This is a genomic window from Pseudomonas botevensis (assembly GCF_019145475.1).
GTDB classification, from domain to species: domain Bacteria; phylum Pseudomonadota; class Gammaproteobacteria; order Pseudomonadales; family Pseudomonadaceae; genus Aquipseudomonas; species Aquipseudomonas botevensis.
Genome location: NZ_JAHTKI010000001.1, coordinates 205,700 through 229,389 on the forward strand (window position 1 = coordinate 205,700; position 23,690 = coordinate 229,389).

Below are 23,690 nucleotides of genomic sequence, written 5' to 3' on the forward strand. Positions count from 1 at the left end.
CCAGGTGGCGGCTGTCAGCCGCTTCTTGCAGCGACGCGGGGCACATCGCTTTCTGTTCTGCGGAAAATGTCCTGTGATGTTGAAAGCGCTTGTCTTGCCCCGTTGTCGCGGTGCCCTTTCCTACGAATTTTCCGGACGTTGTCGGATTGCCAGATCATTCGCCCCCTTCATCTCATTCACGTCGCAGATACGCCTTCCCGTAATGTCGCTCCATCCGCGCCTGTATCAGTTCCAGCCCGATCGACATTACCCAGTAAATGATGGCAGCGGTCGTCAGCATCTCGATGTAGCGATAGCTGGAGCGTCCGTATGACTGCGCCAGAAACATCACTTCCCACACGCCCATTACCGATATCAGTGACGAATCCTTGAGCATCGAAATGAATTGGTTGGTGGTGGGCGGGATGATGGTGCGCATCGCTTGAGGCAGGGTGACGCGCCAGAAAATCACGGTTTCGCGCATGCCCAGTGCCAGGGATGCCTCGCGCTGGCCGTAGGGAACACCAAGGATGCCGGCGCGGAAGATTTCGCTCAGATAGGCGCCGTAGTTCAGTGACAAGGCGATGATCCCGGCAACGACAGCGCCTGGCACGATACCCAACTGCGGCAAGCCGAGGTAGATCAGCAGGATCTGGATCAGCAGCGGCGTGCCACGAAAGAACGACGCATAAAAACTGGCAATGCCGAACGCCACCGCGCTTTTCGAAAGGCGGGCGAGGGCTGTGACAAAGCCCAGTAACGACGAAGCGACAATCGAGCACAGGCACAAAAACAGGGTCAGTGCCGCGCCTTGCAGGAAGCCGTTGGGTGCGAGGTGCAGACCGACCAGATTGGGCAGCTTGTCGAGGATGATCGAGAACTTCAGGTCGAAGCTCAGGAAGAATCCGGCGAACAGGCAGAACATCGCCGCCCATGTCAGGTACAGGCGTGTGCGAAACCCGAAGAGTCGTCGCAGACGTGATTCAGCCACCGGTTGTGGTGGCTGTGGAGGTGTCGGGAAAGAGGTCATTTACTGATGTCGGCGCCGATCCATTTCTGCGACAGCTTGCTCAAGGTGCCGTCCTGTTTGAGTTGGGCGAAGACCTCGCGCACCTTGGCATTCCACTGCGCATCACCCTTTTCGATGGCGACCGAGTTCGGCTCCGAGTACAGCGCCTCGCCGGCCAGCTTGAAGCGTTTGTCTTCGTTCAGCCGTGGTTGCGCGGTGACGAGGTTGGTCAGTACGGCATCCAGGCGCACGCCGGCACCCAGCCCCAGGTCCTGGAAGGCCACGTTGTCGGTATCGTACGGCGCGATCTGCACGTCTTCGAACGGGTATTGCAGGCGCGTGTCTTCGGCCCCTTCGATGACCAGATTCTTGTTCAGATAACTTTCGTAGCTGGAAGCGCTGGTCAGGCCTACTTTTTTACCGCTCAGATCCTTGGCGCCGTGAATGCGATCATCCTTGGCGTTGACCACGATTACCGCTGGCGAGGCGTAATACTCGACCGGAAAATCAAAGACTTCGGCGCGGGCCTTGCTCGGGGTCATGGAGCAGATACAGATGTCATAGCGTCCGCTCCAGTGGCCGGCCGCGATGACATCCCAGGACGGCGTTTCGAGGCGTAGCTTGACTCCCAGTTTGTCCGCGACGGCTTTGGCGACATCAACGTCAAAGCCGTCGAGCTGGTTTTGCTCGTTGAGAAACGAGAAGGGCGGGTAGCTTTCCATCAGGACCCCGACCAGTTCTTTCTTCTGCTCGACGCGATCCAGCGTGACACCGCCAAAGGCTTGGCCGGAGATGGCCAGAATCGTCAGGCCTGCGGCCAGTAGCGGTTGTAGTTTCACGGTCGGTCCCTGATAAAAAATAGGTTGTGATTAACGGAATGGTGGGTATTAAATAGTTATAAGAGCTACTCTGGTAGTGAGTTATTTTCATAAGCATATGAGCGAAAAGCATATGGGCGCAGGAAGCACGGTAATTCTTGATGGCGGCATGGGCCGTGAGTTGCAACGCGCCGGGGCGCCATTCCGGCAACCCGAGTGGTCGGCGTTGGCGCTGATCGAAGCCCCGCAAGCCGTTGAGGCGGTCCATGCCGCCTACATTGCCAGCGGTGCCCATGTGATCACCAGTAACAGTTACGCCGTCGTACCGTTTCACATCGGTGAGGAGCGTTTCGCCGCAGAGGGCCGCGTGCTGGCGGCGTTGGCCGGTGAGCTGGCGCGGCGTGCGGTGCAGGCTTCGGGGAAAAACGTGCGGGTGGCCGGGTCGTTGCCGCCGCTGTTCGGCTCCTACCGGCCGGATCTGTTCGACGCCACGCGGGTGACTGAATTGCTGGAGCCCTTGGTCAACGGTCTGGCACCGCATGTTGATCTGTGGCTGGCGGAAACCCAAAGTTCAATCATCGAGGCGCGAGCGATCCATGCCGGGTTGCCGAAGGATGGCAAGCCATTCTGGCTGTCTTTCACCTTGAAGGATGAGGACACGGATGAAGTGCCGCGTTTGCGTTCCGGTGAAGCCGTAACCGAAGCGGCGGCGGTGGCGGCCGAACTGGGTGTCGAGACATTGCTCTTCAATTGCAGCCAGCCTGAAGTGATTGGTGCCGCGATCGATGCGGCGCGCGACACGTTTGAGCGACTTGGTGTGAAGATTCACATCGGCGCTTACGCCAATGCTTTTCCGCCCCAGCCGAAAGAGGCGACGGCCAATGACGGACTGGACCCGTTGCGCGAGGATCTTGATCCGCCGGGGTATTTGCATTGGGCGCAGGATTGGCGACTGCGCGGCGCCAGCCATTTGGGCGGTTGCTGCGGAATCGGGCCGGAACACATCGCCGTGCTGGCACAGAAATTCGCTTGAATGAAAATCAAAAGATCGCCGCCTGCGGCAGCTCCTGCATGAGACTCAGGTAGAAGCTGCCGCAGGCGGCGATCTTTTGCTTTGCGGGTTTTAACCCCGACACTCAACCAATCCCTTCACCTGCCCGTCCGCCGCCTGATTCTCATCGCTCAACCACCGCTCGAACCCGGCGGCAATCGCCGGCCATTCCGAGTCGAGGATCGAGTACCACGCGGTGTCGCGGTTCTGGCCTTTAACAACCATGTGCTGGCGGAACACCCCTTCAAAACTGAACCCCAGGCGCTCGGCGGCGTATTTGGAGCGGGCGTTGCCGTTGTTGCATTTCCATTCGAGGCGGCGGTTGCCGAGGGCGAATGACTCCTTCGCCAGCAGGTACACCGCTTCGGTGCTTTTCGGCGAGCGCTGCATCGGCGCGCCGAAGGTGACGTGACCGATTTCGATACGGCCCTGGGCCGGGACGATCGACATCAGGCTGAGGATGCCTTGCACCTGGCCGCTGGTGCGGTCGATGATGCTGAAAAAATACGGGTCGCTGTGGGCCGCGTGATTGTTCAGCCAGTCATTGAAGGCGCTGCGCTCCGGGAACGGGCCGTAAGGCAGGTAATCCCAGAGTTTCGGGTCGGCGCCGGGGCCTTGCAGGGCGTTGAACAGGTCATCGCCGTGGCGCGCCGGGTCGAGTTTTTCCAGACGGATGAAGCGGCCTTCGATCAGGGTGGTCGAAGGCGCCGCGACGCCTTTCCAGTCAGCAAGTGAAGTGGTCATGAACGCTGTTCCTTAAATGGCTTTGCGAAACTGGATGAAGCCCGGGCGCTCGGCGATGCGCTCGTAGAGCTGGATCGCCGTGGCGTTGGTTTCGTGGGTCAGCCAGTGCACCTTGCAGCAACCGTCGGCCTTGGCCGTGGCGTAAACATGCTCGATCAGCAGACGACCGACGCCGGTGCCACGGGTCTGTGGCTCAACCAGCAAGTCCTGCAGGTAGCACGAGTTCTCGATGCTCCAGTTCGAACGATGGTAGATGAAATGCACCATCCCCACCGCTTTGCCATCGGCCCAGGCGAGGGCGGCGTGGGTCGGCTCGTCGGGATCGAGAAAACGTTGCCAGGTGCTCTGGCTGACGGCGGCCGGCAGTTCGGTGTTGTAGAAACGCAGGTAAGCCTGCCACAGGGGCAGCCAGGCCGCGTGATCGTCGGCGTTGACCGGGCGGATGTCGATCTGACTCATGGAGATTTCCTTAACGCGTCAAGTGGGCGAGGGTCTGGTCGGTGACGTCGGCGCTGGCAGCCAGCCCTTCGCGTACACCGGCGATGTCGGCGGGGCTGCGGTTCTGGCTGAGCTTGCGCTTGCCTTCGAGACGATCGATGGGAATGGCAAAACCGACGATCGCCTTGAGCATGCCGTCGATGTAGTCGGCGGGCGCGTCATCGACTTTCCACGGTTGCGCGCGGCCGGATTCGTGGCGGTCGGTGAGGGTGCTGACGATGTCGAGCAGTCGTCCGCCGTCGCTGAAGGTTTCGGCGTCACCGTAGGCGTGGACGGCGATGTAGTTCCAGGTCGGCACGACTTTGCCGTGTTCGGCCTTGCTCGGGTAAAAGCCCGGGCTGACGTAGGCGTCGGGGCCGGCAAAGATCACCATCGCTTCGGCGCCGTCGCGCAGGTCTTTCCATTGTGGATTGGCCTTGGCCAGGTGCCCGTACAGCGTGCCGTTCTCGCCTTGTTCGCGATGCAGCAGGACCGGCACATGGCTGGCCTGCAAGCCGTGTTCGCCATGGGTCACGAGAATCGCGAGGCGGGTGGCGAGGATCAGTTCGTGCAATTGGGACAAGTCTTCGATGGCGAAGGCGCGAGGCGTGTACATGGAGAATTTTTCCTTGGCGAATGCCTGCATCCTAGGCAGGCTATTGGTCTGTTGTAAGAGCCATTCAAGACCAATTTCATAGGTCCATTGCCATGCCTGAATCGCCCGTGCTGTCGCTGCCGTTCAACCCGGCGGGAATCGAGCTGGATCGTCGCAAGGGTTTGAGTCGTCAGCTCTATCAGGCCCTGCGCATGCGCGTGCTCGACGGGCGACTGGCGGGCGGCACGCGGTTGCCGGCCAGCCGCGATCTGGCGGCGGCCCTGGCAATTTCCCGCAACAGCGTCGTGCGAGCCTACGATCAGCTGTACGCCGAGGGTTTTATCGAGGGCCGAGTCGGGGATGGAACCTATGTGGCGCAACTGCCGCAGAAGCAACTTGCGAGCAAAAAATTATCCACAAAAATATCCACAGGGTTTTCAACAGGCTTACCCACAGCTTTATCCACAAATTCGCCGGAATTACCTGGGCATTCATCCAGTAAAGTTATCCACAACGGCGCGTTTCAGCGCCTGGAAAATAACCATTTACCCCGCCCGCCCAGTGGCCCGCCCCGTGCATTTCGGGTTGGCGTGCCGGCCTTCGATCTGTTCCCGTTTGACGTCTGGGCCAAGCTGAATGCGGCTTTCTGGCGCAAACCGGATTTGCAGCAGCTGTGTTATGGCGATCCGGCGGGTGACAGGCGTTTGCGCGGTCTGATCGCCGCTTATTTGCGCAGCTCGCGCGGCATGCAGTGCTCGGCTGAACAAATTGTGATCACCAGCGGCGCACAACAGGGCATCAGCCTTTGTGCACAGTTGCTGGTGGAGCCGGGCGACGGTGTGGGCATCGAAAATCCCGGCTACCGCGCCGCCGGTCATGCCTTTGCCGTGGCCGGCGGCAAACTGCGGGGTATCGCGGTGGACGAGGAGGGCATGGACTGCGCGGCGCTGGCGGCAGCCGGTGATTGCCGCGTGGCCTACGTCACGCCTTCCCATCAATACCCGACCGGCGTGGTCATGAGTCTGGCGCGGCGCCTGGAGCTGCTGGCCTGGGCCGAGCGCACGCAGGGCTGGATCGTCGAGGACGACTACGACGGCGAGTATCGCTACACCGGCGCACCGCTGGCCCCGTTGGCGGCCCTCGATCGGCAAGGTCGGGTGCTGTATGTCGGGACGTTCGGCAAGGTCGCCTTTCCGGCGCTGCGCCTGGGGTATCTGGTGCTGCCGCCGGGGCTGGTGGACGCGTTTTCGCAACGGCGCGCGGTGGATGTCCGGCACTCGGAGGTGAGCACCCAAGTGGTCATGGCCGAATTCATGGCCGCCGGGCATTTCCAGCGGCACATCCGGCGCATGCGGCGCGCGGCCCTCAGTCGGCGCAACGCCTTGCTGGCCGGTTGGCCGGACGTCGCGGGTGTCGGCCCGTTGCCGTCGGTGGCCGCGGGCCTGCACCTGACCGTGAGGGTCGAGAGCATGGCCCGGGAGTGTGAGTTGGTCGAGCTCGCGCAGGGTGTCGAGGTCGAGGTCAATGGCCTGAGCAAACACTGGTTGCCGGGCAGTGAAACCCCACCGGATCAGCGAGCCGGCCTGGTGTTGGGCTTCGCCGCCGTGCCGGAGGCCGACATCGCCGACGCGCTGGCCCGCCTGAAAAAGGCCTGGGGTGGGTAGTCGATAGTTACCGCAGATTGATGAACAGGGCGGCGTTCCCTGGAGGCTGCCCCGTCATCGAACGATGACGGGGCAAGTGTTGCGCAGGCGATGGCTCAAGTGCCGGATTTGATCTTGGTCCAGGCCCGGGTACGTGCTCGCTCCGCATCACGCGGCAACGGTTGCAGGGTGTAGAGCGTGCTCATGGCGGCGTCGGTCGGGTACAGGTTCGGGTTGTTGCGGATCGCCGGATCGACCAGTCCGGTGGCGTCTTTGTTCGGGTTCGGATAACCGACAAAATCGCTGACCGGCGCAATCACCTGCGGTTGCAGCAGGTAGTTGATGAAGGTGTAGGCGTCCTGCGGGTTCTTCGCGCCTTTCGGGATGGCGAGCATGTCGAACCAGATCGGTGCGCCTTCCTTCGGCAGACGCATGTCGACCACCACGCCGTTCTTCGCTTCCCTGGCACGGTTGGCAGCCTGGGAGAAGCTGCCGGAGTAACCGACCGCGACGCAGATGTCCCCGTTGGCGATATCGGCCATGTACTTGGACGAGTGGAAGTAGGTCACGTACGGGCGGATCTTCATCAACAGCGCTTCAGCCTTGGCGTAATCCGCCGGCTGCTTGCTGTTCGGATCCAGCCCCAGGTGTTGCAGGGCCAGCGGCAGGATCTCCGACGGCGAGTCGAGCAGCGCCACGCCGCACTGCTTGAGCTTGCTGATGTTTTCTTCCTTGAAGATCAGGTCCCAGCTGTCCACCGGTGCGTTGTCGCCCAGCGCAGCCTTGACCTTGGCCGGGTTGAAGCCGATCAGGATGGTGCCGTACATGTACGGCACGGCGAACTTGTTGCCCGGATCGTTGGCCTCGATCAGCTTCATCAGTTTCGGGTCGAGGTGGTTCCAGTTCGGCAACTGGCTGCGATCCAGCGGCTGGAACACCCCGGCCTCGATCTGTTTGGCGAGGAACACATTGGACGGCACCACCACGTCATAGCCGGAGTTGCCGGTCAGCAACTTGGCCTCCAGCGCCTCGTTGGTGTCGAAGATGTCGTAGACCAGTTTGGTCTGGCTGTTCTGTGCCTTGAAATCCTCCAGGGCCTTGGGTGTGATGTAGTCGAACCAGTTGTAGACGCGCAATGTGCGTTCTTCGGCATGGGCCGCGCCGCCGAGCAGCGCGGCGCACAGCGTGGGGGCGATAAAGCGCTTGAGTCTGTTCATGGTGGTTGTCCTCATTGAGCGCTTTCGAAGCCTTCGAGCACGTTCACCGCGTTGATGCCGATTTCCTCCACGGCGTAGCCACCTTCCATGACGAACAGGGTCGGCTTGCCAAGGGCGGCGATGCGCTTGCCCATTGCCAGGTAGTCCGGGCTGTCGAGCTTGAATTGCGAGATCGGGTCGTCCTTGAAGGTGTCGACGCCGAGGGACACGACGATGATGTCGGTGCCGTAGGTGTCGATCTCGGTGCAGGCGCGATCCAGCGCCGCGCTCCACACATCCCAGCCGGAGCCGGCGGGCAATGGATAGTTGAAGTTGAAGCCTTCACCGGCGCCTTCGCCCAGCTCGTCGTCGTAGCCGAGGAAGAACGGGAACTCCGCTTCCGGGTGGCCGTGGATCGAGGTGAACAGCACGTCGCTGCGTTCATAGAAAATCGATTGGGTGCCGTTGCCGTGGTGATAGTCGACGTCGAGGATCGCGACTTTTTTATGGCCCTGATCGAGGAAAGCCTGAGCGGCGATGGCGGCGTTGTTGAGGTAGCAATAACCGCCCATCAAGTCGCCGGCGGCGTGGTGTCCCGGTGGGCGGCACAAAGCGAAGGCGCTGTGGGCGCCGCGCTGGATTTCCGCCTGGGCGGTCAGCGCCACCTGCGCGGCGCTGTAGGCCGCTTGCCAGGTGCCGGCGGTGATCGGCGCGCCGCCGTCGAAACTGTAATAACCGAGCTGTCCGTGCAGGCTGGTCGGTTTAACCTGGCGCAAGGTACGCGCCGGCCAGGTGTAGGGCAGCAGGTCGCCGTCGGTGTTGAATTCGCTCCAGCGCGCCCATGCGCCTTTGAAGAAGTCGAGGTAGTCGCGGCTGTGGATGCGGGCGATCGGTTCGAGGCCAAAGTCCTTCGGTGCTTCCACCGGGCCGAGGTCCTGGTTCCGTACCCGTTGCAGCACATGGTCGGCGCGGGACGGCATCTCGAAGCAAGGTTTGAGCTGGCCGTCGATGAGTTCGCAGCGACCGTGGTGCAGGTGGTGATCGTCAGAGTAGATCGTCAGCATTTGTTGTTCTCCGCAGGGCTGATTCGGTTGCCCACAGTGTTGCGGCGCACGACGGATCGGAGAACGGCGGGAGCGGCCAAAAGGGGATCGATATGGCCAAAAATGCTGACCTGAATTCGCCCCTTTTCAATACGGATCGCCCCATTCCGGCGCGGAGTGCAGACCCGCAAAAAGGGGAAACTCAGTGCGGACGGAACTGGCTCGGCGCCACGCCGCTCCAGCGCACAAAGGCATGGCGGAAGCTCGCGGTCTCACTGAAACCCAGCGTCTCGGCGATGCGATAGATCGGCAACTGATCCTCGCACAGCATCTGCTTGGCCCGTTCGAAACGCAGTTCGTCGAGCAGTTCCTGATAGCTGCAACCCATGTCTTTCAGGTGCCGGCGCAGGGTGCGCGGCGAGCAGTTCATCTGCTGCGCCAGTCCTTCCAGCCCCGGCGCGGCATTCAACTGTGCGCCGAGCAACTGGCGGATGCGCCCCAGCCAGGCCTGGCGGCCGGTGAACTCGGTGTTCTGCTTGCGGCAGCGCTCAGCCATGGCCTGATGGGTGATGACATCGGCCAGCGGCAGCGGCTGATCGAGCCAGCGTCGGTCGAAGGCAAACGCGTTGTCTTTGGCGCCGAATTGCAGCGGGCAGGCGAAAGGTTCGGCGTAGCTGTCGCGATAGTCCGGTGCCGTGTGCTCGAAACGGCTGGCGAGCAGTGGCAGCGGATGGCCGAGCAAGTCATCGCAGATGACCTTCAGCGACACCAGGCAGAACTCGGCATTGAACGCCGCCATCGCCGGGCTTTCACGGTAGTCGGCAGCGACAAACCAGACTCGCTCGCCGTCGCCTTCCAGGCTCAGTTCGAAAAGTGTTCCCAACAGCGCCGGATAACGGATCGCCAGGCGCAAAGCGTCACCGAAGGTGGCACTGGTGAGCAGGGCGTAACCGAGCATGCCGTAGGACGACACATGCATGCGTCGGCCCAGTTCGAGGCCGATGTCGTGCTTGAGCGCGACCGCATTGGCGCAGACCTGCATCTCCTGATTGGTGGTGATGCGCGTGTCGGCCCGGCTCAGATCCGCCGCACTGATACCGCTGCCGGCGAGCAAAGCCTCGCTGGACAAGCCTTCGGCCTTGAAGGTGTTGAGCACCAGGGAGACGGCGTTGAGGGTGGTGAGGTGGGAGTGGAGCATAGGGGCGTTCCAGGCGAGGACGGGTAAAAGGCAGCAAGTAATGTGCCGTATCTATCATCGACGAACTTTGATTGTTAAGTGATGTGGTTACTTTGGTTTATTAATAATTAACTTATTAATATGAATGTATTTTGATAGAGCTTTCCCCATCTAAATTTTAAAGTTCAGGTGTTTGCGCTGTCTACTGTCAGAAGTAACAGGTTTTTCTTGAAATAACGACCGTTTGTCGCGTTTTATCTGGTTCGTCGGAATTCAATTTTATTTTTTGACGGAGCATCCCCGTTAAACTAGTTTGCGATTGTGCTTGTTAGGTAGTGGGTTGTATATCGGCACGGAGCATAATTAAGAATCAAGGAGAACTTTATGAATGTGGCAAATAAAACCAGCTATTCAAAAGATGTTTTCAGCAGTCTGGCCAGTGCCAGTGGTGAAATCACCGTAGAAGTGAATGGCGTTACAAAGAAAGGTCCGGTTTCCGGCGCTGAAATCCGCCCTGGGGACATAGCGGTTAATTTTGATATGAACCCGGGAGGTCCGCTTAACTCACTGATTGCCGTGCTTGTAAAAAAAGAGGCACTGAATCAGAAAGTCCAGTTGCCAAGTTCTTCGGTATATTTTTTGTATCAGGACCCTCCGCAAGAAGAGTGGGTGGCGGAGAAGGGGTGGATCCGTGTGGAATGGGTGGCCGGAAGCAAAAAGGTTCAAGGATTGTTTGACGGTATTACCAGTGACCGGCCAGAAAGTGCGAAGCTGAATCACGGAAAGTTTGAATTTACGGTCGATTAGCGTTAATTGAACCTTCCTGTACCCAAGTACAGGAAGGTTTATTACATGGCTGTTTTCAGCTCAGTTCGCCACACAGATCGAGTTCCACCAGCCGGCGTACTTCCTGTGTTTCCAGCCCGGCACCCAGCAACCCGTTCAACTTGCCGAACGCCGCCTCGCGGGTCATGCCGCCGCCGGACAGTACGCCAACCCCACGCAAGCGGCTGCCGGCCTCGTACACATCCAGTTCGACCCCGCCTTCATGGCATTGCGTAACCGCCACGACCACCACGCCCTTGTCCCGCGCGCGACCGAGGCTGGCGAGGAATTGCGGGTTATCGCTCGGGCCGGTGCCGCTGCCGTAGCACTCCAGCACCAGGCCCTGGATGCCGCTGGCGAGCAGGCCATCAATGACTTCGGCGCCGATCCCGGGAAACAGCGGCAGGATCGCGACGTTCGCCAGTTGCTTGGGCTGGTTGTAATTCAGCGCGGCAGGCAGCGAAGTGGCTTTCACGCCGCCGCCCTGACGCTCCAGGCGTTTGAACGGATGGCGGCCGAAGCTGCGGACTTTGGCGCAGCGGGTCGGCGCCAGCAGCTCACCATGGAAGTACAGGTGCACACCCGGTGCCAGGCCCTGTCCGAGGGCGACCAGCGCGCCACTGAGGTTTTCCCAGGCGTCGCTGTCGGTGACACCGGCCGGCAGCATCGAACCGGTGAAGCACACGCGTGCGTGCAAGCCGAGCAACTGAAAGCTCATCGCCGCCGCGCTGTAGGCGAGGGTGTCGGTGCCGTGGAGGATCAGCACGCTGTCGCAACCCTGCACATCCACGGCGTCGACCACCGCTTCGCGCAGTTGCTGCCAGTAGGCCGGGGTCATGTTGGCGCTGTCGATCAACGGCGACATCTCGCGAAAGCGCCACTGCGGCACGACCAGTTCAGGCTGGCTGTGCAGGTAGTCACGCATCCGTGCTTCGAAACCGGAGGCCGGGGCCAGGCCATTGGCGCTGGCCTGCATGCCGATGGTGCCACCGGTGTAGAGCACCATGACGTGCTGGGCGGCTGGGTAGGTCGAAGGGTTCATGGGATTCTCCGGGAGGATGGGGTCCTGTGGGAGCGGGCTTGCCCGCGAAGGGGTCATCAGAGGCAACATGAATGTCGACTGATCCACCGCTGTCGCGAGCACGCTCACTCCCACAGTTTTCCGAACTTTAACTGACGGGCGCAGAGGATGCGCCCGTCATTTACCGGTCAGCGTTGCGCTGCCGGTACGCCTTGCGGCTGAGCTTCAGGGTTGGCAGCGGCGGGCGGGTTGGCCGGCCATGCCTGAGGGTCCAGATCCAGATCGGCAAATTTGCTCGAGTCGAACACGGGCTGGCTGATGCCGGCGCGGCGCTGCTCGTCGTAGTCGCGCATCACGCGCATGCCGACCTTGAACAGCAGGGCCAGGGCCATCAGGTTGACGAAGGCCAGGCAGGTCATGGTGATGTCGGCGAAGGCGAACACGGTCGACAGGTCCTGCATCGAACCCCATACCACCAGCGCCAGCACCAGGCCGCGGAACGTCATCAGCGCGGCGCGGTTGCGGGTGAGGAACTGCAGGCTGTTCTCGCCCAGGTAGTAGTTGTAGAGGATGCAGGTGAAGACGAACAGCGACAGCGCGACGCTGACGAACATACGGCCCCAGTCACCGACCACGGCGGCCAGCGAGTTCTGGGTCAGGACGATGCCGTCACCTTCGAAGCCCGGGGTGTAGAAGCCCGACAGCAGGATCAGCAGCGCGGTGCAGGTGCAGATCACGAAGGTGTCGAGGAACACGCTGAAGGCCTGGACCACGCCTTGGGCACCCGGGTGCTTCACGGCAGCCACGGCGGCGACGTTAGGCGCACTGCCCAGGCCCGCTTCGTTGGCGAACACGCCACGCTTCACGCCCATGACGATGGCGCTGCCGAGCAGGCCGCCGAAGGCCGGGTCAAGGCCGAAGGCGCTCTTGAAGATGGTTTCGAGCATGGCTGGCACGTGTTCGATCTGGGTGCCGATCACGTACAGGGTCACGCCGATGTAGGCCAGGGTCTTGATCGGGACCAGCAAGTCCGACACCGAGGCGATGCGCTTGATGCCGCCGATAAAGGTGATGGCCAGCAGTACCGCCAGGACAATACCGGTGTGTTGTGGGTCAAAGGCAAAGGCGTTCTGCAGCGAGTGGGTCACGGTGTAGGACTGCAGGCCGATGAAGGCGAAGCCGTAGGTGACCAGCAGCAGGATCGAGAACACCACCGCCATGCCTTTGAGCTTCAGGCCGTGCTGGATGTAGTAGGCCGGACCGCCACGGTACAGGCCGTCGCCGTCGGCGCGCTTGTAGACCTGGGCCAGCGTGCATTCAAAGAAGCTGCTGGACATTCCGACCAGTGCGGTTACCCACATCCAGAACACTGCACCCGGCCCACCGAGGGTCACGGCGATGCCGACACCGGCGATGTTGCCTGCACCGACGCGGCCGGCAAGGCTGAGCATCAGGGCCTGGAACGAGCTGAGTTGCCCGGCGCTGCCTTTGAGGCTGTCGCGGAACACCGCGAACATGTGGAAGAAGTGGCGCAGTTGAACGAAACGCGAGCGAATCGTGAAGTAGCTACCGAGCCCGACAATGAGCACGATCAGTACTTTCCCTGAGAGGAAGTCGTTAATGACTTCGAGCATGGATTTTTCCTCGCTGTTTTTTGTGTAAGCAATGGCTGGAGGGGAAGAAACATCGTGTTACACCGGTGTGCGCGCGGCACGACGGTGAGGCGAAGGTTTCGTCCCGGTTCCATATCGCGGGTTTGTTATTAGTTCGGGGTTTCACATGGGTTTGGGCCTCGTTACCGACGACCGCTCATGCGAAGAGGGGCGGCACTATACCTATCAGTGCGGCGCCCGTCTGCACAGTTGTGGTGCAAGCGACGAAACGAGGCTTTGAAGCACCCGACGTTACCGGCGTCGGGCTTGTGCAGGGACTGCTCTCACATGCAGCAATCCCCAGACATACGGTTCTCAGTGTCAGATAGTTAAAAAAAAGGGCCTGGGGAATCATCCCCAAGCCCTCAAAAGGTGAGAGGTGTCTAGTCCCTCGACCTGGTGAGCGGTGCTGCAAATAACGCGTCGGCTCAGGCTTTGAGCGGAACCAGACGCGGAGCGATCATGTTTTCCGGGCGCAGGATGTCGGCGAGCATGGCTTCGTCGAGCAGGCCTTCTTCGCGCACCAGTTCCAGCACGCCACGGCCGGTTTCCAGCGCGATACGGGCGATGCGGGTGGCGTTTTTGTAGCCGATGTACGGGTTCAGTGCGGTGACCAGGCCGATCGAGTGCTCGACCAGTTCACGGCAGCGTGCTTCGTTGGCGGTGATGCCGACGATGCAGTGCTCGCGCAGCATGTCCATGGCGCGTTGCAGCAGGCGGATCGAGTCGAGGATCTTGAATGCGATCAGCGGCTCCATCACGTTCAGTTGCAGTTGGCCGCCTTCGGCCGCCATGGTCAGCGCCAGGTCGTTACCGATGACCTGGAAGGCCACCTGGTTAACGGCTTCCGGAATCACCGGGTTGACCTTGCCGGGCATGATCGAGCTGCCTGGCTGACGGGCCGGCAGGTTGATTTCGTTGATACCGGTGCGTGGGCCGCTGGACAGCAGGCGCAGGTCGTTGCAGATCTTCGACAGCTTGACCGCGGTGCGTTTGAGCATGCCGGAGAACAGCACGAAGGCGCCCATGTCGGAGGTCGCTTCGATCAGGTCGGCAGCCGGAACCAGCGGCTGGCCGCTGATCAGCGCCAGGCGTTTTACCGCCAGCGCCTGATAGCGTGGGTCGGCGTTGATGCCGGTGCCGATCGCGGTGCCGCCCAGGTTCACTTCAGTCAGCACTTCCGGAGCCAGCGTCTTCAGACGGGCCAGGTCTTCGCTCATGGTGGTGGCGAAAGCACGGAACTCTTGACCCAAGGTCATCGGTACGGCGTCTTGCAGTTGGGTACGGCCCATCTTCAGGACGTGGTTGAATTCTTCACCCTTGGCCGCGAACGCCTGAATCAGGCTGTCGAGGCTGGCCAGCAGCGCGTCGTGACCCAGCAGCAGACCCAGGCGGATCGCGGTTGGATAGGCGTCGTTGGTCGACTGCGCCATGTTCACGTCGTCGTTCGGGTGCAGGTACTGGTACTCGCCCTTCTGGTGACCCATGGCCTCCAGCGCGATGTTGGCGATGACTTCGTTGGCATTCATGTTGGTCGAAGTGCCAGCGCCGCCTTGAATCATGTCCACCACGAACTCTTCGTGGAAATCACCGCGGATCAATCGTGCGCAGGCTTCGCTGATGGCAGCGTGCTTGGCTTCGCTCAGATGGCCCAGTTCACGGTTGGCGTCTGCAGCGGCCTGTTTGACCATGGCCAGACCGACAACCAGTTTCGGGTAATGCGAAATCGGAACACCGGAGAGGCGGAAGTTGTTCACCGCTCGCAGGGTCTGGATGCCGTAATACGCTTGAGCCGGTACTTCGAGGGCGCCAAGCAGATCGTTTTCTGTGCGGAAAGATGCAGCGGAGGACATGATAGAAATCATCTCGATATGGACCCGGTCTGTGCCGGAACGCTGCGAATGCTAGGCTTGTGGGAAATTTTGGGCCAATGCTGTTAAGCACTGACCTATGCACATTCGGCATAATGCCCGTGTGACGCCGTTTGCGCGGCAGACGTGTGACCTATTTTGGTGCGCCCCGGAGGGTGTGATGAATCTGGAAAGCAAATGGCTCGAGGACTTCAGTGCTCTGGCCGCCACCCGCAGCTTCTCGCAGGCGGCCGAACGGCGCTTCGTGACGCAGCCGGCCTTCAGCCGGCGGATCCGCAGCCTGGAGGCGGCGCTGGGGCTGACGCTGGTCAACCGCTCGCGCACGCCGGTCGAGCTGACGGCGGCGGGGCAACTGTTTCTGGTGACCGCCCGTACCGTGGTCGAACAGCTCGGCGAAGTGCTGCGCCATCTGCATCATCTGGAAGGCGGGCAGGGCGAAGTGATTCAAGTGGCGGCTGCGCACTCGCTGGCGCTGGGCTTCTTTCCGCGCTGGATCGCGCAGTTGCGCAACGAAGGCCTGAACATCGCCACGCGGCTGGTGGCGACCAACGTTGGCGATGCCGTACACGCCTTGCGCGAGGGTGGTTGCGATCTGATGCTGGCGTTCTACGACCCGGACGCGGCGATGCAAATGGACCCGGAAATCTTTCCTTCGCTGCATCTGGGGCAGACCGAAATGCTTCCGGTGTGTGCGGCGGATGCCAACGGCAAGCCGTTGTTCGATCTGGAAGGCGAGGCCAGCGTGCCGCTGCTGGCCTACAGCGCCGGGGCGTTTCTCGGGCGTTCGGTCAATGGTTTGTTGCGTCAGCGCGCGCTGCGTTTCACCACGATCTATGAAACCGCCATGGCCGACAGCCTGAAAAGCATGGCCCTGGAAGGCCTCGGCATCGCCTGGGTGCCGCAATTGAGCGTGCGGGCCGAGCTGGCCCGTGGCGAACTGGTGGTCTGCGGCGGTCCGCAATGGCATGTGCCGCTGGAGATCCGCCTGTACCGCTGCGCTCTGGTGCGCAAAGCCAACGTGCGGTTGCTGTGGCGCAAACTGGAGGGCGGTGCTGCACAAGGCGCTTGAATTGCGCGGATTCGTGGTCCCTCGGCGCTGACCTTGAGGTCAATAAAACCGGGCCTTTCGCTCATTTGACAGATGGTCGCATCGGGGGCTGTTTATTGCTTTCTTTGCGGTATACTGCGCGGCCTTCGGCCGGTTCGTCCGGCCATTTTTCCTACAACAAGCCACGCAATTCTGCGTGGCTTGTTGTTTTTGACGCGCCTGCGGGCGCCCAGAGAGAAGAGGCGCGACGATGAGTGCACTGGTTGGCGTGATCATGGGCTCCAAGTCCGATTGGTCCACCCTTAGCCACACCGCCGATATGCTGGAAAAGCTCGGCATCCCGTACGAGGTCAAGGTGGTTTCTGCCCACCGTACCCCGGATCTGCTGTTCCAGTACGCCGAAGAGGCTGAAGGTCGCGGCATCGAGGTGATCATCGCCGGTGCCGGTGGCGCAGCCCACCTGCCAGGCATGTGTGCGGCCAAGACCCACCTGCCGGTGCTGGGCGTGCCGGTGCAGTCGGCGATGCTCTCGGGCGTCGACTCGCTGCTGTCGATCGTGCAGATGCCGGCCGGTATTCCGGTCGCCACCCTGGCCATCGGCAAGGCAGGCGCGATCAACGCCGCCCTGCTCTCGGCGAGCATCCTGGGCGCCAAGCATCCGCAATTCCACGCGGTACTGAAAACCTTCCGTGCCGAGCAGACAGACAGCGTCCTGGACAATCCAGACCCACGTATTGCCTGAGGTTGTTGAGATGAAGATCGGTGTAATCGGTGGCGGCCAGTTGGGTCGCATGTTGGCCCTGGCGGGCACCCCGCTGGGCATGAACTTCGCTTTCCTCGACCCGGCGCCGGACGCCTGCGCGGCGGCGCTGGGCGAACACCTGCGGGCCGATTACGGCGATCAGGATCACCTGCGTCAGCTCGCCGATGAAGTCGATCTGGTGACCTTCGAGTTCGAAAGCGTCCCGGCCGAGACCGTGGCGTTCCTGTCGCAATTCGTGCCGGTCTACCCGAGCGCCGAAGCCCTGCGCATCGCCCGTGACCGCTGGTTCGAAAAGAGCATGTTCAAGGACCTGGGGATTCCGACCCCGGCGTTCGCCGACATCCAGTCGCAAGCCGACCTGGACGCCGCCGTGGCTGCCATCGGTCTGCCTGCCGTGCTGAAAACCCGCACCCTCGGTTACGACGGCAAGGGCCAGAAAGTCCTGCGCAAGCCGGAAGACGTGGTCGGCACCTTCGCCGAACTGGGCAGCGTGCCTTGCCTGCTGGAAGGTTTCGTGCCGTTCACCGGCGAAGTGTCGCTGATCGCCGTGCGTGCCCGCGACGGTGAAACGAAGTTCTACCCGCTGGTCCACAACACCCACGACAGCGGCATTCTCAAGCTGTCGGTCGCCAGCTCCGATCACCCGTTGCAGGCCCTGGCCGAAGATTACTCCAGCCGCGTGCTCAAGCAACTGGACTACGTTGGCGTGATGGCGTTCGAGTTCTTTGAAGTCGACGGAGGCCTCAAGGCCAACGAAATCGCTCCGCGCGTCCACAACTCCGGGCACTGGACCACCGAAGGCGCCGAGTGCAGCCAGTTCGAAAACCACCTGCGGGCCGTCGCCGGTCTGCCGCTGGGTTCGACGGCCAAGGTCGGCGAAAGCGCGATGCTCAATTTCATCGGTGTGGTTCCGCCGGTTGAAAAGGTCATTGCCATCGCCGATTGCCATCTGCACCACTACGGCAAAGCCTTCAAGGCCGGACGCAAGGTCGGCCACGCCAACCTGCGCTGCGCCGACAAGGCGACCCTCGAGCAGCAGATCCTCAAGGTCGAAGCGCTGATCGCCGAGTAACTTACCTTTCATGTGGCAACGGTGGAACCAATAGGGACCGCCGTTCTCTGATGGCAGGATGCCAAAGTCTGACTAGGCTTTGGCATATCGACCAATTCAGAGGGAAATGCCATGGGAATTATCGGAACCATCTTTATCGGCTTGATCGTCGGCCTGCTGGCGCGGTTCCTGAAACCGGGCGATGACAGCATGGGCTGGATCATGACCATCCTGCTCGGTATCGGCGGTTCGCTGGCGGCCACTTACGGCGGCCAGGCCCTGGGCATTTATCAGGCGGGTCAGGGCGCAGGCTTCTTCGGCGCACTGGTCGGTGCGATTGTGCTGCTGGTGATCTACGGCCTGATCAAAAAGAACTGATTCAAGCGACATGGCCCTCTGCGCCAAACCGGCGCGGAGGGCTAGAATGCTCGGCGATTCACCTTCCTTTTCCGAGCATCTTTACCGAGCACTTTCATGCGCCGTCTTTTATTGACTCTCCTTTTGCTGGGCAGCGGTCTGGCCCACGCCGGCGAACTGCCGGAAACCGACTGGCTGGAACTGATGCCCAAGTCGGATCAGAAAGCCCTCGAGGCCATGCCTGAGATCGACCACAACTCACCCGAGGCCACCGGCACCTTCACCCAGAAGGGCGGGATGAAACAGGCCAAGGGACTGCCGGCGGTGATGTATTCGACCAAGACCGTGGCGTCGATGAACGACAAGCACATCCGCATCGGCGGGTATCCGGTGCCGCTGGAGTCCGATGCCAAGGGCCGCAGCACGCTGTTCTTCCTGGTGCCCTACCCGGGCGCGTGCATCCACGTACCGCCACCGCCGCCGAACCAACTGGTGCTGGTGCGCTATCCCAAGGGCCTGAAACTGAACGACATCTACACGCCGCTTTGGGTGACCGGCACGCTGAAGATCGAAAAGGTCAGCAATGACCTGGCCGATGCGGCGTATGCGCTGGAGGCGGACAAGGTGCGGGTAGTGCAGGAGTCGGATCTCTAACCAGCACTCAAAAAAATTGTGGGAGCGGGCTTACTCACGAAAACGGTGTATCAGTCGCTGGATTGGTTGACTGAGACGCCTTCTTCGCGAGCAAGCCCGCTCCCACATTTCGTTTTGTGCTGTGGCTTAGAGCGGCTTGCTGCCGATGCTGACGCCCATGGTGTGGCTGGCGTTCGGAGCCAGGTTCACCACGTCATCCATCACGTTCGCCGTCTCGATGCACAGCATGCGTTGCCAGCCGTCGTTGTCCATGTCGCTGAACGCGGCGGCGCGGTCGATCCATGGATTCCAGATCACCGCCGTGCGCGAGCCGGTGGCGGTCAGCACGATCTGCCGTTCCCACGCCGGGTCGACGATGCTTAGCTGCGGTGGCGCATTGAGGTAGATGCGGTCGGTTTCGCCGGCAAAATGCAGATCGCCTTTCTGGGTGACGGTCTTCCAGTCGTCCAGGGTTTCGATGTAGTTCAAGCCATCCACCCCGGCGACTCGCACGTTACGCACGTCACTGACGGCGAAATAGGTGTGCAGCGCCTGGCTGATGCTGACGCTGTCGGTGCCGCGGTTGTGGCTGGTCAGGCTCAGGTGCAGTTGCTCGTCGAGACGCAGGGTCAGGGTCAGGGTCAGGTCCACCTGATGCGGCCAGCCCGGCAGGCCACCTTCTGGGCAGGGCAGCGTGAACTCGACCTTCAGGCCGTTGCCTTCGGCTTCGATGCCGCCCAGCTCCCAATCCATCGCCCGCACCAGACCGTGGGCGGGGGCCGGTTCCGCGCTGACGCGCATGGCCTTCACGCTTTGCGGGTTACGCTCGAAGTTGCCGAACCACGGCCAGCACACCGGCACGCCGGCACGGATGCTCTTGCCGGTCTTGAACACCGCCTTGTCGTTCAGCCAGATCACTGGCGGCTGGCCGTCGATCTGATAGCTGAGGACATGCGCGCCTTGTTGGGCCACCAGTACTTCGGCCTGACCGTGGCGAATGCGCCAGCAGTTCAGTTCATCCAGTTTCACGGCTTCAACATTGGGCGTGTTCATGGGGCGGCTCTCGATCAGAAACTTGGGACGACTATCGACCGCAGAACGGCCGCGAGGTTTAACGCGCGCGAGGCGGAACCGAACGGGTGCGTCCGCTGCCGTCGATGGCCACGAACACGAAGACCGCTTCGGTCACTTTACGCCACTCGCTGGACAGCGGGTCGTCGCTCCACACTTCGACCATCATCTGGATCGAGCTGCGGCCGATTTCCAGGGTCTGGGTATAAAAGGACAATTGCGCGCCGACGGCCACCGGCACCAGGAAGGCCATGCGGTCGATGGCAACCGTGGCCACGCGGCCACCGGCTACGCGGCTCGCCATCGCGGTGCCGGCCAGATCCATCTGCGCCACCAGCCAGCCGCCGAAAATATCGCCAAAGCCGTTGGTTTCGCGGGGGAGTGCGGTGATTTGCAGGGCCAGGTCGCCTTGCGGGATCGGATCTTCTTGTTCGAGCTCTATCATGCCGGGGGTGCCTCTGACCCGTGACTCTTCGTTGGTATTGCTGGTGGTAGCCGTCTTCGGGAAAAACGATTCAGCACCGAACATACACGTTCGTCACGTTTTCCATCAGGCGTCTAAAGGGAAACTCTGCGAAACCGACTGCCTCCGGAGCGGGAGCGACCAGCAACGTTTTCGCACAGCAACCCCTGTAAACCGGAGCAAGGTTGCGAGTATATCGGTCGGTAGACTCCGCGACGACCGTCCGGTTCTCATTTCAACCGTCAAATACGCGCCTCTATGTGCTTTTTCGAACAATTTGCTATGGTGCCGAACCTGTCCGCGCCACAGCCAGCGTTGTTGTGGCGGCAGATCCGACTATAAGAGAAGACCTTGCCATGACCACAGCGCCATCGAGCCTCGCGCAGCCCGAGCAACCCGCACGCCCCTTGACCCGCAATGATTACAAGACTCTGTCGCTATCAGCCCTGGGCGGCGCGCTGGAGTTCTACGATTTCATCATTTTCGTGTTCTTTGCCACCGTGGTCGGCAAACTGTTCTTCCCGGCGGACATGCCCGAGTGGCTGCGCCTGATGCAGACCTTCGGCATCTTCGCCGCCGGTTACCTCGCGCGGCCGCTGGGCGGCATCATCATGGCGCACTTCGGCGACCTGCTGGGCCGCAAGAAGATGTTCACCCTGAGCATCTTCATGATGGCCGTGCCGACCCTGATCATGGGTCTACTGCCGACCTACGCGCAGATCGGCATGTGGGCGCCGATCCTTCTGCTGCTGATGCGGGTGATCCAGGGCGCGGCGATCGGCGGCGAGGTGCCGGGGGCCTGGGTCTTCGTTTCCGAACACGTCCCACAGAAGCACATCGGTTACGCCTGCGGCACGCTGACCAGCGGCCTGACCGCCGGCATCCTGCTCGGCTCGCTGGTCGCCACGGCGATCAACAGCATCTACACGCCGGTGGAAGTCTCGGATTACGCCTGGCGGATCCCGTTCCTGCTCGGCGGTGTATTCGGCCTGTTCTCGGTCTACCTGCGCCGCTGGCTGCACGAAACGCCGGTGTTCGCCGAACTGCAACAACGCAAGGCGCTGGCCGAAGAAGTGCCGCTGCGTGCAGTGCTGCGTGATCATCGCGGGGCGATCGCCATTTCGATGCTGCTGACCTGGCTGCTGTCCGCCGCCATCGTCGTGCTGATCCTGATGACCCCGACCGTGCTGCAAACGGTCTATCACTTCTCGCCGACTACCTCGCTGCAAGCCAACAGCCTGGCGATCGTGTTCCTGAGCTTCGGCTGCGTCATCGCCGGTGCATTGGCCGACCGCTTCGGTGCCGGTCGGGTGTTCGTGTTCGGCTGCACGGGCCTGCTGGTCTGCTCCTGGACCTTTTACCACAGCCTGGCGGATCACCCGGACTGGCTGTTCCCGCTGTACGCGCTGACCGGCCTGCTGGTCGGCACCATCGGCGCGGTGCCGTATGTGATGGTAAAGGCATTTCCGCCGGTGGTGCGCTTCAGCGGCCTGTCGTTCTCCTACAACGTCGCCTACGCAATCTTCGGCGGCCTGACCCCCATGGTGGTCAGCCTGCTGCTTAAAGAAAGCGCGATGGGGCCTGCCTACTATGTGGCGGTGCTGTGCGGGATGGGGATTGTGGTGGGGGCGTGGCTCTGGAAGAAGGGGCGCTAAATCGCTGGCCTGTGGGAGCCGGTCAGCTCCCGCAGGGTTTCCTGTCTTGTCCGGCCTATCGACGAATCATTCTGTAAAACCTCGATGCTGGCCTTTCATCCAATTGTCATATTTCAGCCATAGAGTGTTCACACGGCCTGCTGATACTTGGCCCCGACTTAACACACCCTATCTGCTAGGAGTAAGGCATGAAACTGAAGCGTTTGATGGCGGCAATGACTTTTGTCGCTGCTGGCGTTGCGACTGCCAACGCGGTTGCCGCTGTTGACCCTGCTATCCCGAGCTACACCAAGACCACTGGTGTGTCGGGCAACCTGTCCAGCGTCGGTTCCGATACCCTGGCCAACCTCATGACCCTCTGGGCTGAGAATTACAAAAAAGAATACCCGAACGTAAACATCCAGATTCAGGCCGCTGGCTCCGCCACCGCGCCACCTGCGCTGACCGAGGGCACCTCCAACCTCGGCCCGATGAGCCGCAAGATGAAGGACACCGAACTGGCTGCCTTCGAGCAGAAGTACGGCTACAAGCCAACCGCTATCCCGGTTGCCGTGGACGCCCTGGCAGTATTCGTACACAAGGACAACCCGATCCAGCACCTGACCATGGAACAGGTTGACGCGATCTTCTCGTCCACCCGTCTGTGCGGCGCCAAGGCCGACGTGAAAACCTGGGGCGACCTGGGCGTGACCGGCGACCTGGCCAACAAGCCGGTGCAACTGTTCGGTCGTAACTCGGTATCCGGCACCTACGGCTACTTCAAGGAAGAAGCCCTGTGCAAAGGCGACTACAAGCCTAACGTCAACGAACAACCAGGTTCGGCTTCGGTCGTGCAGTCGATCAGCTCCTCGCTGAACGGCATCGGTTACTCGGGCATCGGCTACAAGACCGCCAGCGTGAAAACCGTTGCTCTGTCGAAGAAAGGCAGCACCGAGTTCATCGAAGACTCGGAAGAGAACGCCCTGAACGGCAAGTACCCGCTGTCCCGCTTCCTGTACGTATACGTCAACAAAGCCCCGAACAAGCCTCTGGCCCCGCTGGAAGCCGAGTTCGTGAAACTGGTTCTGTCCAAACAGGGCCAGGAAGTTGTGGTGAAAGACGGCTACATCCCACTGCCAGCCAAGGTCGCTGCCAAAGCACTGGCTGACCTGGGTCTGCAGGAAGGCGGCGCTGAAGTCGCAAAAAAGTAACAAACTGAGTCAGGGGTGAACCCCGCCTGACTCACGTGTGGGGCCCGGCCCGCAAGCGGCCCGGCCCCCACACTCCCCGAATTCTTTTATCCACTGCCAGTGCCCTGCTGGCGGCGGATTTGGTGCGTCACTGCATTGTCATCTTTCTGTCATACAGGATCGCTAGGGTGTGCGCATGAATGATCTGGCCAATTCCAAAATGACTACGAACCCTCCCAAGCGCATTGACTTCAATACGCCTGAGTTGCAACGCAAGCGCCGCATTCGTGCGCTCAAGGATCGCTTCACCCGTTGGTACGTCCTCGTTGGCGGCCTGGCGGTGCTGGCGGCCATCACCCTGATCTTCTTCTTTCTCGCC

23 protein-coding genes are annotated in these 23,690 nt (G+C 61.3%); 10 read left to right on the forward strand and 13 right to left on the reverse strand.

Annotated elements, in window-relative coordinates; translation table 11 throughout:
* Positions 1-172 precede the first annotated feature (172 nt).
* Both KVQ74_RS00970 and KVQ74_RS00975 read right to left on the reverse strand, forming a co-directional pair.
* Positions 173-1,009, reverse strand: a complete 837-nt coding sequence (locus tag KVQ74_RS00970) for an amino acid ABC transporter permease (protein WP_217829154.1) — start codon at positions 1,007-1,009, stop codon at positions 173-175.
* Positions 1,006-1,827: an ABC transporter substrate-binding protein gene (locus KVQ74_RS00975; protein ID WP_217829155.1), complete on the reverse strand. Its 822-nt coding sequence runs from the start codon at positions 1,825-1,827 to the stop codon at positions 1,006-1,008. Before KVQ74_RS00975 ends, KVQ74_RS00970 begins: the two co-directional genes overlap by 4 nt.
* 112 nt (positions 1,828-1,939) lie before the next feature.
* Between KVQ74_RS00975 and KVQ74_RS00980 the strand changes: the two genes are divergently transcribed.
* Positions 1,940-2,839 (forward strand): homocysteine S-methyltransferase family protein, encoded by a 900-nt coding sequence (locus KVQ74_RS00980; protein ID WP_217829156.1) that lies wholly within the window; start codon positions 1,940-1,942, stop codon positions 2,837-2,839.
* Positions 2,840-2,929: 90 nt separating this feature from the next.
* On the opposite strand, the gene KVQ74_RS00985 is transcribed toward KVQ74_RS00980, so the two are convergent.
* The 3 genes from KVQ74_RS00985 to KVQ74_RS00995 are packed head-to-tail and all read right to left on the reverse strand — an operon-like array spanning position 2,930 to position 4,694.
* Positions 2,930-3,601: a GNAT family N-acetyltransferase gene (locus KVQ74_RS00985; protein WP_217829157.1), complete on the reverse strand. Its 672-nt coding sequence runs from the start codon at positions 3,599-3,601 to the stop codon at positions 2,930-2,932.
* Positions 3,602-3,613: 12 nt separating this feature from the next.
* Entirely contained in the window at positions 3,614-4,060 is a 447-nt protein-coding gene (locus tag KVQ74_RS00990; protein ID WP_217829158.1) for a GNAT family N-acetyltransferase, read from the reverse strand.
* A 10-nt stretch (positions 4,061-4,070) separates the two neighbouring features.
* Positions 4,071-4,694 (reverse strand): FMN-binding negative transcriptional regulator, encoded by a 624-nt coding sequence (locus KVQ74_RS00995; protein ID WP_217829159.1) that lies wholly within the window; start codon positions 4,692-4,694, stop codon positions 4,071-4,073.
* Positions 4,695-4,786: 92 nt separating this feature from the next.
* On the opposite strand from KVQ74_RS00995, the gene pdxR reads away from it, so the two are divergent.
* Positions 4,787-6,337: a MocR-like pyridoxine biosynthesis transcription factor PdxR gene (pdxR, locus tag KVQ74_RS01000; RefSeq protein ID WP_217829160.1), complete on the forward strand. Its 1,551-nt coding sequence runs from the start codon at positions 4,787-4,789 to the stop codon at positions 6,335-6,337.
* A gap of 95 nt (positions 6,338-6,432) precedes the next feature.
* Here pdxR and KVQ74_RS01005 read toward each other — a convergent pair whose 3' ends face one another.
* From KVQ74_RS01005 to KVQ74_RS01015, 3 genes are all read right to left on the reverse strand, one after another.
* Entirely contained in the window at positions 6,433-7,533 is a 1,101-nt protein-coding gene (locus tag KVQ74_RS01005; protein WP_217829161.1) for a polyamine ABC transporter substrate-binding protein, read from the reverse strand.
* An 11-nt stretch (positions 7,534-7,544) separates the two neighbouring features.
* The gene (locus KVQ74_RS01010) at positions 7,545-8,576 is read right to left on the reverse strand and encodes a histone deacetylase family protein (protein ID WP_217829162.1); all 1,032 of its coding nucleotides are present in this window, start codon (positions 8,574-8,576) and stop codon (positions 7,545-7,547) included.
* A gap of 181 nt (positions 8,577-8,757) precedes the next feature.
* Complete coding sequence (locus KVQ74_RS01015) at positions 8,758-9,753, reverse strand: AraC family transcriptional regulator (protein WP_217829163.1); 996 nt, start codon at positions 9,751-9,753, stop codon at positions 8,758-8,760.
* Between the two features lie 363 nt (positions 9,754-10,116).
* Between KVQ74_RS01015 and KVQ74_RS01020 the strand changes: the two genes are divergently transcribed.
* Positions 10,117-10,539, forward strand: coding sequence for a hypothetical protein (locus KVQ74_RS01020; RefSeq protein WP_217829164.1), 423 nt, complete (start codon positions 10,117-10,119; stop codon positions 10,537-10,539).
* A 55-nt stretch (positions 10,540-10,594) separates the two neighbouring features.
* Here the strand turns inward: KVQ74_RS01020 and KVQ74_RS01025 are convergent, their stop codons facing one another.
* From KVQ74_RS01025 to aspA, 3 genes are all read right to left on the reverse strand, one after another.
* Positions 10,595-11,599, reverse strand: coding sequence for an asparaginase (locus KVQ74_RS01025; protein WP_217829165.1), 1,005 nt, complete (start codon positions 11,597-11,599; stop codon positions 10,595-10,597).
* Positions 11,600-11,766: 167 nt separating this feature from the next.
* Positions 11,767-13,212, reverse strand: coding sequence for an alanine/glycine:cation symporter family protein (locus KVQ74_RS01030; RefSeq protein WP_217829166.1), 1,446 nt, complete (start codon positions 13,210-13,212; stop codon positions 11,767-11,769).
* 446 nt (positions 13,213-13,658) lie between these two features.
* Positions 13,659-15,083: an aspartate ammonia-lyase gene (gene aspA / locus KVQ74_RS01035; RefSeq protein WP_217829167.1), complete on the reverse strand. Its 1,425-nt coding sequence runs from the start codon at positions 15,081-15,083 to the stop codon at positions 13,659-13,661.
* Positions 15,084-15,261: 178 nt separating this feature from the next.
* Here aspA and KVQ74_RS01040 point away from each other — a divergent pair, with 178 nt between their 5' ends.
* The 5 genes from KVQ74_RS01040 to KVQ74_RS01060 all read left to right on the forward strand — a co-directional run bounded on the left by KVQ74_RS01040 (position 15,262) and on the right by KVQ74_RS01060 (position 18,974).
* Positions 15,262-16,170 carry a LysR substrate-binding domain-containing protein gene (locus tag KVQ74_RS01040; protein WP_217829168.1) on the forward strand — a complete coding sequence of 303 codons (909 nt, stop codon included), beginning with the start codon at positions 15,262-15,264 and terminating at the stop codon, positions 16,168-16,170.
* 229 nt (positions 16,171-16,399) lie between these two features.
* On the forward strand, positions 16,400-16,891 hold the full coding sequence (purE, locus tag KVQ74_RS01045; RefSeq protein WP_007954291.1) for a 5-(carboxyamino)imidazole ribonucleotide mutase: 492 nt from the start codon (positions 16,400-16,402) through the stop codon (positions 16,889-16,891).
* A gap of 10 nt (positions 16,892-16,901) precedes the next feature.
* Complete coding sequence (locus tag KVQ74_RS01050; RefSeq protein ID WP_217829169.1) at positions 16,902-17,984, forward strand: 5-(carboxyamino)imidazole ribonucleotide synthase; 1,083 nt, start codon at positions 16,902-16,904, stop codon at positions 17,982-17,984.
* A gap of 111 nt (positions 17,985-18,095) precedes the next feature.
* Entirely contained in the window at positions 18,096-18,341 is a 246-nt protein-coding gene (locus KVQ74_RS01055) for a GlsB/YeaQ/YmgE family stress response membrane protein (protein WP_217829170.1), read from the forward strand.
* Between the two features lie 96 nt (positions 18,342-18,437).
* A complete protein-coding gene (locus tag KVQ74_RS01060) occupies positions 18,438-18,974 on the forward strand; it encodes a DUF3299 domain-containing protein (RefSeq protein WP_217829171.1) in 537 nt (178 codons plus the stop codon).
* A 126-nt stretch (positions 18,975-19,100) separates the two neighbouring features.
* Here KVQ74_RS01060 and KVQ74_RS01065 read toward each other — a convergent pair whose 3' ends face one another.
* Together KVQ74_RS01065 and KVQ74_RS01070 are read right to left on the reverse strand one after the other, a co-directional pair.
* Positions 19,101-20,006 carry a D-hexose-6-phosphate mutarotase gene (locus tag KVQ74_RS01065; RefSeq protein ID WP_217829172.1) on the reverse strand — a complete coding sequence of 302 codons (906 nt, stop codon included), beginning with the start codon at positions 20,004-20,006 and terminating at the stop codon, positions 19,101-19,103.
* A gap of 58 nt (positions 20,007-20,064) precedes the next feature.
* Positions 20,065-20,469 (reverse strand): acyl-CoA thioesterase, encoded by a 405-nt coding sequence (locus tag KVQ74_RS01070; RefSeq protein WP_003229628.1) that lies wholly within the window; start codon positions 20,467-20,469, stop codon positions 20,065-20,067.
* A 374-nt stretch (positions 20,470-20,843) separates the two neighbouring features.
* On the opposite strand from KVQ74_RS01070, the gene KVQ74_RS01075 reads away from it, so the two are divergent.
* Both KVQ74_RS01075 and KVQ74_RS01080 read left to right on the forward strand, forming a co-directional pair.
* Positions 20,844-22,142: an MFS transporter gene (locus KVQ74_RS01075; RefSeq protein ID WP_217829173.1), complete on the forward strand. Its 1,299-nt coding sequence runs from the start codon at positions 20,844-20,846 to the stop codon at positions 22,140-22,142.
* 188 nt (positions 22,143-22,330) lie between these two features.
* The gene (locus tag KVQ74_RS01080) at positions 22,331-23,332 is read left to right on the forward strand and encodes a phosphate ABC transporter substrate-binding protein PstS (RefSeq protein WP_016985762.1); all 1,002 of its coding nucleotides are present in this window, start codon (positions 22,331-22,333) and stop codon (positions 23,330-23,332) included.
* Positions 23,333-23,690 lie beyond the last annotated feature (358 nt).

Coding starts and splice junctions, on each gene's coding strand:
- KVQ74_RS01020 (WP_217829164.1), top strand. CDS start 10,117: ATGAATGTGGCAAATAAAACCAGCTATTCAAAAGATGTTTTCAGCAGT.
- KVQ74_RS00970 (WP_217829154.1), bottom strand. CDS start 1,009: ATGACCTCTTTCCCGACACCTCCACAGCCACCACAACCGGTGGCTGAA.
- KVQ74_RS01050 (WP_217829169.1), top strand. CDS start 16,902: ATGAAGATCGGTGTAATCGGTGGCGGCCAGTTGGGTCGCATGTTGGCC.
- KVQ74_RS01080 (WP_016985762.1), top strand. CDS start 22,331: ATGAAACTGAAGCGTTTGATGGCGGCAATGACTTTTGTCGCTGCTGGC.
- KVQ74_RS01005 (WP_217829161.1), bottom strand. CDS start 7,533: ATGAACAGACTCAAGCGCTTTATCGCCCCCACGCTGTGCGCCGCGCTG.
- KVQ74_RS01010 (WP_217829162.1), bottom strand. CDS start 8,576: ATGCTGACGATCTACTCTGACGATCACCACCTGCACCACGGTCGCTGC.
- KVQ74_RS00980 (WP_217829156.1), top strand. CDS start 1,940: ATGGGCGCAGGAAGCACGGTAATTCTTGATGGCGGCATGGGCCGTGAG.
- KVQ74_RS01040 (WP_217829168.1), top strand. CDS start 15,262: ATGAATCTGGAAAGCAAATGGCTCGAGGACTTCAGTGCTCTGGCCGCC.
- KVQ74_RS00990 (WP_217829158.1), bottom strand. CDS start 4,060: ATGAGTCAGATCGACATCCGCCCGGTCAACGCCGACGATCACGCGGCC.
- KVQ74_RS01075 (WP_217829173.1), top strand. CDS start 20,844: ATGACCACAGCGCCATCGAGCCTCGCGCAGCCCGAGCAACCCGCACGC.
- KVQ74_RS01025 (WP_217829165.1), bottom strand. CDS start 11,599: ATGAACCCTTCGACCTACCCAGCCGCCCAGCACGTCATGGTGCTCTAC.
- aspA (WP_217829167.1), bottom strand. CDS start 15,083: ATGTCCTCCGCTGCATCTTTCCGCACAGAAAACGATCTGCTTGGCGCC.
- KVQ74_RS01030 (WP_217829166.1), bottom strand. CDS start 13,212: ATGCTCGAAGTCATTAACGACTTCCTCTCAGGGAAAGTACTGATCGTG.
- KVQ74_RS01060 (WP_217829171.1), top strand. CDS start 18,438: ATGCGCCGTCTTTTATTGACTCTCCTTTTGCTGGGCAGCGGTCTGGCC.
- KVQ74_RS01015 (WP_217829163.1), bottom strand. CDS start 9,753: ATGCTCCACTCCCACCTCACCACCCTCAACGCCGTCTCCCTGGTGCTC.
- KVQ74_RS00995 (WP_217829159.1), bottom strand. CDS start 4,694: ATGTACACGCCTCGCGCCTTCGCCATCGAAGACTTGTCCCAATTGCAC.
- KVQ74_RS01065 (WP_217829172.1), bottom strand. CDS start 20,006: ATGAACACGCCCAATGTTGAAGCCGTGAAACTGGATGAACTGAACTGC.
- KVQ74_RS01070 (WP_003229628.1), bottom strand. CDS start 20,469: ATGATAGAGCTCGAACAAGAAGATCCGATCCCGCAAGGCGACCTGGCC.
- KVQ74_RS01055 (WP_217829170.1), top strand. CDS start 18,096: ATGGGAATTATCGGAACCATCTTTATCGGCTTGATCGTCGGCCTGCTG.
- pdxR (WP_217829160.1), top strand. CDS start 4,787: ATGCCTGAATCGCCCGTGCTGTCGCTGCCGTTCAACCCGGCGGGAATC.
- KVQ74_RS00985 (WP_217829157.1), bottom strand. CDS start 3,601: ATGACCACTTCACTTGCTGACTGGAAAGGCGTCGCGGCGCCTTCGACC.
- purE (WP_007954291.1), top strand. CDS start 16,400: ATGAGTGCACTGGTTGGCGTGATCATGGGCTCCAAGTCCGATTGGTCC.